At 64.2% G+C, this 12,573-nt stretch carries 11 protein-coding genes; 7 read left to right on the top strand and 4 right to left on the bottom strand.

The window, feature by feature from the left end; all coding sequences use genetic code 11:
- Nucleotides 1-7: 7 nt before the first annotated feature.
- Nucleotides 8-634 (bottom strand): dephospho-CoA kinase, encoded by a 627-nt coding sequence (coaE, locus tag ITX31_RS13390; protein WP_194783909.1) that lies wholly within the window; start codon nucleotides 632-634, stop codon nucleotides 8-10.
- A 68-nt stretch (nucleotides 635-702) separates the two neighbouring features.
- Between coaE and ITX31_RS13385 the strand changes: the two genes are divergently transcribed.
- The 7 genes from ITX31_RS13385 (at nucleotide 703) to ITX31_RS13355 (ending at nucleotide 8,624) form a co-directional block, all read left to right on the top strand.
- Entirely contained in the window at nucleotides 703-1,377 is a 675-nt protein-coding gene (locus ITX31_RS13385) for an IMPACT family protein (protein WP_194783908.1), read from the top strand.
- Nucleotides 1,374-2,534 (top strand): class I SAM-dependent methyltransferase, encoded by a 1,161-nt coding sequence (locus ITX31_RS13380; RefSeq protein ID WP_323745684.1) that lies wholly within the window; start codon nucleotides 1,374-1,376, stop codon nucleotides 2,532-2,534. Before ITX31_RS13385 ends, ITX31_RS13380 begins: the two co-directional genes overlap by 4 nt.
- Before the next feature lie 251 nt (nucleotides 2,535-2,785).
- Entirely contained in the window at nucleotides 2,786-4,105 is a 1,320-nt protein-coding gene (locus tag ITX31_RS13375) for an ABC transporter substrate-binding protein (RefSeq protein ID WP_194783906.1), read from the top strand.
- 63 nt (nucleotides 4,106-4,168) lie between these two features.
- A complete protein-coding gene (locus tag ITX31_RS13370) occupies nucleotides 4,169-5,155 on the top strand; it encodes a carbohydrate ABC transporter permease (RefSeq protein WP_194783905.1) in 987 nt (328 codons plus the stop codon).
- A complete protein-coding gene (locus ITX31_RS13365; RefSeq protein WP_194783904.1) occupies nucleotides 5,152-6,060 on the top strand; it encodes a carbohydrate ABC transporter permease in 909 nt (302 codons plus the stop codon). Before ITX31_RS13370 ends, ITX31_RS13365 begins: the two co-directional genes overlap by 4 nt.
- Nucleotides 6,060-7,538, top strand: coding sequence for a GH1 family beta-glucosidase (locus ITX31_RS13360; protein ID WP_228529344.1), 1,479 nt, complete (start codon nucleotides 6,060-6,062; stop codon nucleotides 7,536-7,538). Before ITX31_RS13365 ends, ITX31_RS13360 begins: the two co-directional genes overlap by 1 nt.
- Nucleotides 7,539-7,604: 66 nt before the next feature.
- The gene (locus ITX31_RS13355; protein WP_416354820.1) at nucleotides 7,605-8,624 is read left to right on the top strand and encodes a LacI family DNA-binding transcriptional regulator; all 1,020 of its coding nucleotides are present in this window, start codon (nucleotides 7,605-7,607) and stop codon (nucleotides 8,622-8,624) included.
- On the opposite strand, the gene ITX31_RS13350 is transcribed toward ITX31_RS13355, so the two are convergent.
- From ITX31_RS13350 to ITX31_RS13340, 3 genes are all read right to left on the bottom strand, one after another.
- Entirely contained in the window at nucleotides 8,621-9,328 is a 708-nt protein-coding gene (locus tag ITX31_RS13350) for a hypothetical protein (RefSeq protein ID WP_194783902.1), read from the bottom strand. The two genes, ITX31_RS13355 and ITX31_RS13350, sit on opposite strands and share 4 nt — an antisense overlap.
- 141 nt (nucleotides 9,329-9,469) lie before the next feature.
- Nucleotides 9,470-10,942, bottom strand: a complete 1,473-nt coding sequence (rpsA, locus tag ITX31_RS13345; RefSeq protein ID WP_091605081.1) for a 30S ribosomal protein S1 — start codon at nucleotides 10,940-10,942, stop codon at nucleotides 9,470-9,472.
- 317 nt (nucleotides 10,943-11,259) lie between these two features.
- On the bottom strand, nucleotides 11,260-12,570 hold the full coding sequence (locus ITX31_RS13340) for a GNAT family N-acetyltransferase (RefSeq protein ID WP_194783901.1): 1,311 nt from the start codon (nucleotides 12,568-12,570) through the stop codon (nucleotides 11,260-11,262).
- Nucleotides 12,571-12,573: the final 3 nt, after the last annotated feature.

Genomic DNA, 12,573 nt, shown 5'->3' with positions numbered 1-12,573 from the left:
CATGCGGCTACCGCGGACCGGCGGCCCGCAGCCGTTCCCGGTTCAGGGGAACAAGCCGGGTATGCCACAGCTGCTGAACAGCTTCGATGAGCTCTTCCGGTGTGCCGGTGTTCTCCAGTACGGCATCCGCCGCTGCGGCACGCTCGGCGGCGCTCGCCTGCGCGTCGATCCGGGCCCGGGCATCCGCGGGCTTCATGCCGCGGTCGCGGACCATACGCGCCAGCCGTTCTTCCTCGGGCGCCTCCACCACCAGCACGAAGTCGAAGTTGCCGGCCTGTCCGGTCTCCACCAGCAGCGGAATGTCCTGCACCAGGATGCCATCCTCCGGGACCTCGGCCGCCAGCGCCGCCGCCCGGGCACGGACCAGCGGATGGACAATTGAATTGAGCGCCGCACGCTTCTGCTCATCCCCGAACACGATTGCCGCCAGCGCGGCACGGTCCAGGGTTCCGTCTGCGGCAAGTACCTGCGGACCGAATGCCTCTACGACGGCGGCCAGCCCGCCGGTGCCGGGTTCCACCACCTCCCGGGCGAGGGCATCGGCGTCGATCAGGGCAGCCCCGCACTCCGACAGTGTGCGGGCCACCAGTGATTTTCCGGCGGCGATTCCGCCGGTGAGACCTACCTTCAGCATGGCCACCACCCTACCTTCCCCGAACGCACCGGGGCCGATGCGGCCACGTGGCCAACTAGACTGACAGGGTGAGTGAAATCCAGGCAGCGTCGGGACGCTACACGACCGTCGCCGGGGATCACCGCTCTGAACTCGAAATCAAGCGCTCGCGGTTCATCACCGTGCTCCGGCGTACCGAAACCGAGGACGAAGCGCGAGCTCTGATCGCGGAGCTGCGCCGGGAGTTCCATGACACCCGCCACCACTGCAGCGCCTTTGTCCTGGGTCCCGGCCGCGAGGTCCAGCGCTCCAGTGACGACGGTGAGCCCTCCGGTACCGCCGGAATCCCCATGCTTGAGGCGCTGACCAAAAGGGAAACCTTCGACGGCACGGCGGACCTCAGTGACATCACGGCAGTGACGGTCCGCTACTTCGGCGGAATCCTGCTCGGAGCCGGCGGCCTGGTACGGGCATACTCCGAATCCGTGTCCTCGGCACTGTCCTCCGCTCCCCTGCTGCGCCGCCGCCGCATGCAGCTGTACGCCGTTCCCGCCAGCCATGGCGGCGCCGGGCGGCTGGAGAATGACCTGCGCGGCGCCGGCTACACCGTGCGCGGCACGGAGTACGGCGACCGCGGGGCCGTGATTACGGTCGCCCTCCCGGACGCTCCGGACAGCACCGACGGATTCCGGGAACGGCTCGCTGCGCTCACCGCCGGAGACGTCTCAGCCGAACTTCTCGCCACCGAATGGATAGACCTGTGACAGCTTCCGAAACACCGTTCGATTTCGGCCTGCTGGGGCGGGCCCCGGACGTGGAAGCGGAGAACCTGCAGGCATTCGACGCCGCAGACAAGCTGCTGCTGGATACCGCTGCCGGCGACCTTCGGGCCGCGGCCTCAGGGGGCAGCGGTGCGCCCGTGGTCATCGGGGATTCCTACGGAGCACTCACGCTTGGGGCGGCATCCTGCTATTCGTTCACGGGGATCCGGGTGCATCAGGATCCGTTCTCCGGCGAGCTCGCACTGAACCGGAACGCCGAGGCACTGGGCCTGGCCGGAAGCTACAAGCACACGGGCCTGGAACCGGGCCTGGTCACCGGGGCCGGTGTGATCCTGCTCCGGCTGCCACGCTCCCTCGACGCCCTGGATGAGATTGCCCGGCTGATCGCCGAACATGCGCCGTCCACCGTACGGATCTATGCGGGCGGGCGGATCAAGCACATGACCACCGCGATGAACGAGGTGCTGGGCCGGTATTTCCGGTCGGTGACGGCGGGCCTGGCGCGCCAGAAGTCCCGTGTGCTCACGGTGGCGAGCCCGCTCCCCGCGCACTCATTTCCTGCGTCCCGCTTTCCACTGGAGGCAGCGTACGACGTCGGACTGCCGGTTCCGCTGCAGCTGCGGGCCCGCGGTGCGGCCTTTGGCGGCGCGTCGCTGGACCCGGGAACCCGTTTCCTGCTGCCGTTCCTGAGCCAGGCCCGCGGCGCCGCGGACGCCGTGGACCTGGGCTGCGGCAACGGTGCTATCGCAGCGTACCTGGCACTGCAGCGTCCGGACATAAGGATCCTGGCCTCGGACCAGTCCGAAGCAGCCGTTGGCTCCACCCGGCTGACCCTAGCCGCCAACGCCGTCCTGGACCGTGCCACCGTCCAGCGAGCAGATGCACTGTCCTGGCTTACGGACCGCTCCCGGGATCTGGTGGTGCTCAATCCCCCCTTCCACATCGGTGCCAGCGTGCATACCGGCATCGCCCACAAGCTGTTCGCCGACGCAGCCCGCGTGCTGCGTCCCGGCGGTGAGCTGTGGACGGTCTGGAATTCGCATCTGGCCTATCGCCCGGCGCTCAACCGCCTGGTAGGGCCCACACGCCAAGTGGGCCGCAACCCGCGTTTCACCGTCACGGTAAGCATCCGGCACTAGGAACGGCGCGCGCCGTCCACGTGCACGCGAGGTTCCAGAGAGCGCTCTCTTGACAGTGAAGCGCGTCACATCTAGGCTCTCAGCAAGATCAGAGAGCGCTCTCTGGCACGGTGAGGCAAATCGGAACCGTACCGGGTCTCTCATGGTTCACCAAGCACCAGCACTGAATTAGTCCCGACCGGACAAGCCTGGCACCTTCGGCACGGTCCTCCCCCGGGATAAACCGGCAAGACACACACAAAGGAGTGACCGTGAAGAAGTTCCGATATTCAGCGTCTGTAGTTGCGGGAGCGGCGGCTGTGGCCCTGCTTGCCGCCGGCTGCAGCGGCGGCAGCAACAGTGGCGAAGCGGCTTCGGAGGATAATCCGATCGAACTGACCGTCACGACCTTTGGCACTTTTGGGTATGACGATCTCTACGGCGAGTATGAAGACGCCAACCCGGGCATCACTATCAAGGCAACCAACATCGACACCGGCGGCAACGCAAGGACCGATCTCTTCACCAAGCTCGCCGCCGGTTCCGGCGTGAGCGACGTAGTCGCCATCGAAGAGGGCTGGCTCGGCGCCATCGTGGAGGTCTCGGACAAGTTCGTGGACCTCAACGAATACGGTGCCGAGGACATCAAGGACAACTGGGTGGAGTGGAAGTACAACCAGGGCACTGACCCCAGCGGGCGCGTTATCGGCTACGGCACGGACATCGGGCCGCAGGGCATCTGCTACAACGGCAAGCTTTTCGAAGCAGCCGGGCTGCCCAGCGACCGGGAAGCCGTAGCTGAGCTCCTGGGCGGAGAAGAGGCCTCCTGGGAGACGTACTTTGAGGTAGGCAACCAGTACAAGGACGCAAGCGGCAAGCCCTGGTTCGACCAGGCTGGCTTCGTGTGGAACTCCATGGTCAACCAGATGGAGGAGGGCTATTACACGAAGGACGGGGAGCTGAACGTCGACGGAAACGAAGCCATGATTTCGCGTTTTGAACAGCTCTCGACTGCAATTGGTGACGGGCTGTCCTCCAACCAAAAGGAATGGGACTGGGCCAACGGCAAGGCCTTCCTGGACGGCTCCTTCGCCACCATGGTCTGCCCCGGCTGGATGCTGGGCACCATCCAGGGCAAGGTTGAGTCAGCCGGCGGCGGCGTGGACAGCGGATGGGACTTCGCTGATGTCTTCCCCGGCGGAGCATCGAACTGGGGCGGCGCGTTCCTCTCCGTACCGGAAAGCTCCGAGCACAAGGAAGAAGCAGCGAAGCTTGCGGCCTGGCTGACTCATCCCGACCAGCAAATCAAGCAGAGCGAAGCAGCGAACAACTTCCCCAGCACCATCACCGCACAGGAAACACTCGCGGAAGAAGCAGCACCGAACGAGTGGTTCAACAACGCGCCGACCGGCTCGATCCTGGCCGAGCGAGCCAAGGGCGTCGAAGCTCAGTTCAAGGGCCCGGATGACTCCGTGATCCAGGAGAATGTTTTCGGTCCGCCGATCGACCTGGTCGAAACCGGACAGGCCGACGCTGAACAGGCTTGGGCCAAGGCACTCGAGCTCCTCAACGACCTGGTTATCAACAACTAGCAGCACCGCACGCGGGGCCTTCGGCCACATCCGGAGGCTCCGCCCGGAGCATGAGAGTTTCCAATGACTGCCACCTTGAACCGTCCAGCCGCACCGCCGCCAGTCAAAGCGCGGGCCACCTTCCGCCAGCGTCTGTCCAAATGGGACATGAAGGCGTCACCGTACCTCTACATTTCACCGTTCTTTATTCTTTTTGGCCTCACCGGACTTTTCCCGCTCGTTTACACTTTCTGGGTCTCGCTGCATGACTGGCACCTGCTCAAAGGGCAGGGAGATTTTGTCGGACTTTCGAACTTCAGCAATGTCCTGGCAGACGGGTACTTCTGGAATTCGATGTCCAACACGTTTTCAATCTTCCTGCTCTCTGCTATTCCACAGCTGGTAATCGCCGTTATGCTCGCCGCCGTCCTGGACCAGAACCTGAGGGCGAAAACCTTCTGGCGCATGTCCGTCCTGGTGCCGTACGTAGTGACACCCGTCGCCGTCGCCCTCATCTTTTCCAATATGTTCAACCAGGAAAACGGGCTGATCAACAATATGCTCGAAAACGCCGGCATCGGCGGAGTCCGCTGGCAGGACGGGTCCTTTGCCAGCCACGTCGCGATTGCAACCATGGTCAACTGGCGCTGGACCGGCTACAACGCACTCATTCTTCTGGCCGCCATGCAGGCTGTCCCCCGGGACCTCTACGAGTCAGCGGCCCTGGACGGCGCAGGTGCCGTCCGGCGGTTCTTCAGCATCACGCTGCCAAGCATCCGGCCCACCATGATTTTCGTGATCATCACAGCCACCATCGGCGGACTGCAGATTTTCGCGGAGCCGCGGCTGTTCGATCCGGTCAACGCCGGTGGAACGCAGAAGCAGTTCCAGACGACGGTCCTTTTCCTGTGGGAACTTGCCTTCCAGCGGCAGAATTTCGGCAAGGCATCCGCCGTCGCCTGGCTGCTGTTCCTCATCATCGTGCTGGTGGGCGTCGTCAACTTCCTGATCAGCAAGAAAATCGCCACCTCGGACACCCGCAGGCCCCGCCGGGTTAGGAGCAGAAAATGACCGTCCTTCAAAAAGCCCGGCCAGTTCCCGGAACCGGAACGGGATCCGGGTCCGGCCGGCCGCTGCGCGGCGGACGCCGCTTCTTCCGGGGCGCAGGCCGGCCCGGGTTCCTGAGCTACGGAATCCTGCTGGCGTTCCTGATCGGTTCTGCCTACCCTCTGTGGTGGTCACTGATCATCGGCAGCCGCTCCAACGAGGCACTGGGCCTTGACTGGCCTCCGCTGTGGCCTGGCGGCAACTTCTGGACGAACGCCGCTGCGGTCTTTGACACCGTGCCTTTCTGGAAAGCGCTCGCCAACAGCATCATCATCTCCGGAACCATCACCGTCTCAGTGGTGATCTTCTCGACTCTGGCCGGGTACGCGTTCGCGAAACTGCGGTTCAAGGGCCGGGGCTTCCTCATGGTTGCCGTGATCGCCACCATGGCAATCCCCACCCAGCTGGGCATCATTCCGCTGTTTATGGTGATGCAGAAACTGGGCTGGACCGGTGAGCTGGGAGCCGTGATTGTCCCCGGCCTGGTGACGGCCTTCGGGGTGTTCTTCATGCGCCAGTACCTGGTAGACGTCATTCCCGACGAACTCATTGAGTCGGCGCGGATGGACGGCGCGAGCATGCTGGGTACCTTTCGGCACGTGGCACTGCCGGCCGCGAAGCCGGCCATGGCCATCCTGGGTCTTTTCACGTTCATGACGGCGTGGACCGACTTCATGTGGCCGCTTCTGGTGCTGCCCAACAACCCAACGCTGCAGGTCGCTCTCAGCCAGCTGCAGTCTGCCAGGTACGTGGACTACTCAGTTGTCCTGGCCGGAGCAGTTTTGGCAACCATTCCCCTGCTCATCCTCTTCGTAGCAGCGGGAAAGCAACTTATATCCGGAATTATGCAGGGAGCAGTGAAGGGCTAATGACGAATAACACCTCTATGGGGACCAGCGGTATCCACAGCAGTTTTCCGCCCGGATTCATCTGGGGCTCCGCAACGGCGGCAGCGCAGGTTGAGGGTGCCGCCCGGGAAGACGGCAAGCAGGACTCAATCTGGGATGCATTCGCGGCGGTGCCGGGAAATGTCCTGAACATGGACACACCCGCCACTGCGGTGGACCATTACCACCGCATGCCGCAGGACGTTGCGCTGATGAAGGAACTGGGACTGGACTCCTACCGCTTCTCAACCAGCTGGGCGCGCGTCCGCCCGGGCGGAGGGGCAGTCAACCCCAAGGGACTGGACTTCTATTCGCGTCTTGTGGACGAACTGCTCGAGGCCGGGATCCTTCCCTGGCTGACGCTGTACCACTGGGACCTTCCGCAGGGGCTGGAGGACAAGGGCGGCTGGACCAACCGGGACACCGCCTGCCGCTACGTCGAATACGCGCAGGATGTCTACGCCGCCCTCGGCGACAGGGTGAAGCACTGGACTACCTTCAACGAGCCTTTCTGCTCCTCACTGCTCGGCTACGGTTCCGGAGTCCACGCTCCGGGCCGCCAGGAACCGCGTGCCGCCATTGCCGCCGTGCACCACCAGCACCTCGCCCACGGTATGGCCGTCACCGAGCTGCGGAACCTGGGTGCCGACCAGCTAGGCATCACCCTGAACCTCAGCAATTCGATTCCCAAGGACCCGGCCGACCCGGTGGACCTGGAGGCTGCCCGGCTGTTCGATTCGCTGCAGAACCGGATCTTCCTGGATCCGATACTGCGCGGAGCGTACCCGGAGGACTCACTCCGTGACCTCGAACCGTACGGCCTGCATGAACTGATCCTGCCCGGAGACATGGAACTCATCGGAGCGCCCATCGACTTCCTGGGCGTAAACCATTACCACGATGACCAGATCAGCGGCCACCCGGACACGTCCGGAGAGGACGGCCACGGCGGCGGGACCGACACACCCAAAGCCTCGCCCTGGATCGGTGCCGAACACATAACCTTCCCCACCCGCGGGCTGCCCCGCACAGCCATGAACTGGGAAGTGAACCCTGACGGCCTCCGGAAGCTGCTGGTGCGTCTGGGACAGGAATACCCGGACCTGCCGCCGCTGTACATCACCGAGAACGGTGCTGCTTACGATGACGCCGTCAGCAGGGAAGGAACCATCCCGGACGCTGAGCGCACCAAGTACATCCTGGACCACATCAAGGCCGTAGGGGCGGCCATCGCCGAAGGCGCCGACGTCCGTGGCTACTTTGTCTGGTCCCTGCTGGACAACTTCGAATGGTCCTGGGGATATGACAAGCGTTTTGGCATTATCCACGTGGACTACCGGACGCAGGAACGCATCATCAAGGACAGCGGGCTCGCCTACAGCCGGTTCGCTGCTGAGGTGCGGCAGGGTGCGGATGCCGGAGACCTCGAAGGTTCCCCGGCGGCCGCCGGGGCGCGGTAGGGGAACTAGGATTGGAATCTGAACCCGGCTTCGGACGGCAGAGGACACCAGGAAATGGAGACTCCAGTGGGTACTGAGACGGGTCAGGTGCGGCCTGCAGCCACCCTGGAGATGGTGGCTGCGCTGGCCGGCGTCTCACGAGCCACAGTGTGGCGGGTGGTCAACGGTTCAACGTCGGTTGCGCCCGAACTCGTGCACAGCGTGGAACAGGCTGTCCGGACGCTGAATTACGTGCCGAACCGGGCAGCACGGACCCTGGCGAGCCGGCGGACCTACACCATTACGCTCCTGGTACCCGAGTCCACGTCCAAGGTGTTCGCGGACCCCTTCTTCGCCACAGTGGTCGAAGGGGTCGCGAAGTACCTGAACTCCACGGACTACATGCTGAACATGGTCACGTCATCGGAGGCGAACCCGGGCAAGACCCAGCGCTACCTCATGGGCGGCAACGTGGACGGTGTACTGGTGGTGTCCCACCACAGCGGCGACCACTCCTGGGAGCACCTCAGCGATGCCCTTCCCATCGTGTTCGCCGGCCGTCCGCTGCTCAATGCCGCTGACAGCTATTACGTCGAGGTCGATAACGAAGAGGGCGCCCTGGCTGCCGTTGAGCGCCTCATCACCACCGGACGGCAGAACATTGCCACGATCGCGGGTCCGCAGGATATGCCTCCTGGAGTGGACCGTCTTGCCGGGTGGCGGAGCGGTCTGCGCCAGGCGGGACTCAGTGACGCCCTGGTGGAGTACGGCGACTTCACCGTTGCCTCCGGTGCAGCCGCGATGCAGCGGCTGCTGGCCCGGGGTAAGCGAATTGACGGCGTGTTCGCAGCGAATGACCAGATGGCCGCCGGAGCGCACGCCGTCATCCTGGAGCATGGCCTCCGGATACCTGAGGACATCGCCCTTGTTGGCTTTGACGACGACCAGTTCGCCATGGGCGTCCAGCCCGCCCTCACCACCGTCCACCACCCCATCGCTGAACTTGGCGAGAAGATGGCCCGGATGCTGGTGGAACTGATCGAGGGACGGGCAGCGGAACGAATCTGCCGGCTGCCAACTTCATTGGTGATCCGGGAGTCGGCCTAGGCGGCGGTGCAGCGGATGCCGCTGTAGTCTTCCTCGGCCCAGAGGGGGCTGCGGCGGTTCCGCCGGTCCCACCGCCCTTCCGCTATCCGCAGCGCGTCGTCCCACTGCGCTCCGCATGGCTCGTGTTCCCTGATGAGAGAGGCAGCCGCCGCCTCGGCGGCGCAGTGCCAGACACTGTAGGAAGCAAACTTCGGGTGGGTGAACACGCCTTCCCACAACGGGCTGCGGCGTCTTTTCAGCAGCTGCGAACCCAGCAGCAAGATTCCGGTACCGAGCACGGCAGCCAGGAAAAATGTATCTGCGCTGATAAGCCCGAAGGGTTTGGTCAGGATGGCGGCTGCCAGCACGGCACCGCCAATGGTGCGGACCCGCACCGCATGGACAGCCGCAAAACCGTCCGACTCTCCAGCCAGCCGCAGCTGCTCCCGCCGCCAGGCACGAAAGCGGGGAATATCGGCGTCGGCCTCTGATGCCCTCACCGCTTCGGCTGCATCGAAGTAGTCGGGAAACCTGCTGTGCAGCCGCTCCTCCAGGTCTTCACGCGTCCTCAGCCACTCATCGTCGGTTTCGGCCTGTTCGTCCATGGCGCAGTGGATCAGGTTTGCTGCCTGGACGGGCGGCAGGTGCTGTGCTGATGCCCGTGCCTTCTGCCGGATTTGCTGCTCCAGCCCACTGCTGGCTGAGGGCACGTCACTGTCCGGCATGATGGCTCTCCGCGTTGGTGTGGTTTGTTGGGCGCCTCAGCCTACCAAACCCGGGAAGAGTCCTCCGGGCAAAGCGAAAGGCGGGTCCCCACCGAAGTGGAAACCCGCCTTTCAGGCAGCTAGCACCTGAGCAACAGGAAATTAGTTGCCGGTCAGCTTCTCGCGCAGCGCGGCAAGGGCCTCGTCAGATGCCAGGGTACCGGCAGCGGACTCGGATGCAGCAGGCTCGGAGGAGTAGCTGGTGGAGCTGGACTCAGCGGAGTCGGATGCAGCAGCAACGTCCTCGGAGTTGTGCTGGGCGACCTGCTTCTTGTGGGCTTCCCAGCGGGCCTGGGCGTCAGCGTACTGCTGCTCCCAAGCGGCGCGCTGGGTCTCGTAGCCCTCGAGCCATTCGTTCGACTCGGGGTCGAAGCCTTCGGGGTACTTGTAGTTGCCGGCTTCGTCGTACTCTGCGGCCATGCCGTACAGGGCCGGATCGAACTCGGTGCCCTCGGGGTCGACGCCCTCGTTGGCCTGCTTCAGCGACAGCGAGATGCGGCGGCGCTCGAGGTCGATGTCGATGACCTTGACGAACAGTTCATCTCCGACGGAGACAACCTGCTCTGCCAGCTCTACGTGGCGGACAGCCAGCTCGGAGATGTGGACCAGGCCTTCGATGCCGTCTTCGACGCGTACGAACGCACCGAACGGAACCAGCTTGGTGACCTTGCCCGGCACAACCTGGCCCAGGGCGTGGGTGCGGGCGAAGGTCTGCCACGGATCTTCCTGCGTAGCCTTCAGCGACAGGGAGACACGCTCGCGGTCGAGGTCAACTTCCAGAACCTCAACGGTGACTTCCTGGCCAACTTCGACGACCTCGGAGGGGTGGTCGATGTGCTTCCAGGACAGCTCGGAAACGTGGACGAGGCCGTCTACGCCGCCAAGGTCCACGAATGCACCGAAGTTGACGATGGAGGAAACGACGCCCGGACGAACCTGGCCCTTTTCCAGCTTGTTGAGGAAGGTCGAGCGGACCTCGGACTGGGTCTGCTCGAGCCACGCACGGCGGGACAGGACCACGTTGTTGCGGTTCTTGTCCAGCTCGATGATCTTGGCTTCGATCTGCTGGCCGATGTACGGAGCCAGGTCGCGGACGCGACGCATCTCCACGAGGGAGGCGGGCAGGAAGCCGCGCAGCCCGATGTCGAGGATAAGACCACCCTTGACAACCTCGATGACGGTACCGGTGACGACGCCGTCTTCCTCCTTGACCTTCTCGATGTCGCCCCAGGCGCGCTCGTACTGTGCGCGCTTCTTGGAGAGGATCAGACGGCCTTCTTTGTCTTCCTTGGTGAGAACCAGGGCCTCGACCTGATCGCCAACGGAGACAACGTCTCCGGGATCAACGTCGTGCTTGATGGAAAGCTCACGGGAAGGAATGACACCCTCGGTCTTGTAACCGATGTCGAGCAGAACCTCGTCGCGGTCAACCTTGACGACGGTACCTTCGACGAGGTCGCCGTCGTTGAAGTACTTGATCGTTGCGTCAATGGCGGCGAGGAAGTCCTCGGCAGATCCGATGTCGTTGATGGCGACCTGCGGGGTACCGGACTTCTCGGTGGTGGTGATGGTCATGTAGTTGGGACTCCGATGTGGAAGTTGTTGTAATTCCGGAGGCACTCCCACCGGCTCGCGTGCAACCCGAATATCAGGCTCAAGACGGTGCTTGGTTGTCCGGAGATGGACAGAATGTTAATGATGTTGGTACTCGCCCTGCGCGTGGATGGCCTCCAGAGTTTTGAAAAGACCGAACCAGCACGCGTGGCGCGCCTGTTCAGTCTAGCCGGAGGCTCCAAGTCAGGTCAAAGGCGTACCGGGATTCCGGTAGTCCTTCCTCCCTGTCGATGCAAACCAGCGAAGAACGCCGGTAATTCCCGCCGCTGCCTGCCGCTTTAGAAGTGGGTATTGCAGTACGGGTGCACGGCGACATCGAACAGCCGCCCCAGGGCACCAACCGCCTCGGCGCTGCCGCGGATGCCGCCTGCGGCGGCCAGCATGGAGGCCGGTACGCCGCCCAGGTAGAGCGAGGCGAAGGCCGCAGCATCGGCTTCCACCGCAGGGATGCCGCGGGGGTCGTCGCTTCCCAGCGCGGTCAGCACGGGCACGCCGGAACTTACCTGGAGCAGCCACCGGCCGGAGGCAAGTCCCAGCGGGTCCATGACCCCGATGACCAGGTGTCCGTCGGATTCGAATCCGCGGGCACGCAGCATTGCTGCCGGATCAAGGGCCCGGAGCCACAGTGCGTCCTCAACGCCCGTAATGCGGTAGCGCCTGCGGTCGGTCAGTGCCCAGGGAAGCGGGTCGCTGACCGGTGCGGACGCAGTGATTTTCTCCACCAGGTCAATGGAGCCCAGGTAGCGCCACAGTTCAAGGCGTGCCGTGTCGTCCACGGCAACCAGGTCCAGCACCTTCAGGGTGTGCGGCTCGGTCTCCCACGGCAGGAACCGGTAGGTAACGTACCCGTCCGGTGTGCCGGCGGCGTCGTAATGGACCGCTGCGCGCACCTCCTTCTGCTCCTCGGGGAGGTCTCCCCAGAGTCCGGCGGCCCGTTTGGCGTAGCCGGCCTGCCGGCCGAGGGCCCCGCGAGTTGCTTCCAGATGACGCTGGAAGATTGCAGGCGCCAGCTTCTCCATCCCCGCCAGGTCTGCCAGGGCGGTGATGCCCGACGGCGCCGTGCGGAGTTCCAGCCTGCCGCGGACGTCTATGTCAATCTCGGCTTCCGAAGTAGCTGCGCCAAACCCGTACCTGCCGTAGATGACGGCTTCCGAAGCGTAGAGCGAAGCAACGGCGAAACCGTTCTCCTTCGCGCTCCGCAGGTCCCGGGTAATCATTCCCGTAAGGACCCCCCGCCTGCGGTGCGTGGGCCGCACCGTCACCGACGTGACCTGGTGCGCCGGCAGCAGGCCGGCACCGGCGTTCAGGTCGTGGGACATCGACGCGTACGTGGCAACCGGAGCCTTTGGATTCCAGGCATGTTCGGGCGCGCCGTCGTCGTAGACTCCGGTGAGCATCCGCCCGTCAGCCTGATACGCCTGGACAATCGAGGCCAGGTGCTTCGGATCCCAGCGGGGATCGTGGAATCCGAGGTTGACGGCCTCAAGCCAGTTCGAGGTCCGCTCGTCCGGCAGCTCTGGATCAGCGTCGGTGAATCCGGGCCTGAAACGTTCCGTGCGCAGGGCGGTCCCGCTGCTCGCGCCGCTCATCTG

The sequence above is a fragment of the Arthrobacter gandavensis genome (assembly GCF_015355785.1).
GTDB lineage: Bacteria > Actinomycetota > Actinomycetes > Actinomycetales > Micrococcaceae > Arthrobacter_B > Arthrobacter_B gandavensis_A.
Note: the sequence above shows the minus strand (reverse complement) of the source record. Positions and strands in the feature narration are given on the sequence as shown.

Excerpts from the sequence above, each read along its gene's own strand:
- ITX31_RS13370 (WP_194783905.1), top strand. The coding sequence starts at position 4,169 with ATGACTGCCACCTTGAACCGTCCAGCCGCACCGCCGCCAGTCAAAGCG.
- ITX31_RS13340 (WP_194783901.1), bottom strand. The coding sequence starts at position 12,570 with ATGAGCGGCGCGAGCAGCGGGACCGCCCTGCGCACGGAACGTTTCAGG.
- ITX31_RS13350 (WP_194783902.1), bottom strand. The coding sequence starts at position 9,328 with ATGCCGGACAGTGACGTGCCCTCAGCCAGCAGTGGGCTGGAGCAGCAA.
- rpsA (WP_091605081.1), bottom strand. The coding sequence starts at position 10,942 with ATGACCATCACCACCACCGAGAAGTCCGGTACCCCGCAGGTCGCCATC.
- ITX31_RS13365 (WP_194783904.1), top strand. The coding sequence starts at position 5,152 with ATGACCGTCCTTCAAAAAGCCCGGCCAGTTCCCGGAACCGGAACGGGA.
- coaE (WP_194783909.1), bottom strand. The coding sequence starts at position 634 with ATGCTGAAGGTAGGTCTCACCGGCGGAATCGCCGCCGGAAAATCACTG.
- ITX31_RS13360 (WP_228529344.1), top strand. The coding sequence starts at position 6,060 with ATGACGAATAACACCTCTATGGGGACCAGCGGTATCCACAGCAGTTTT.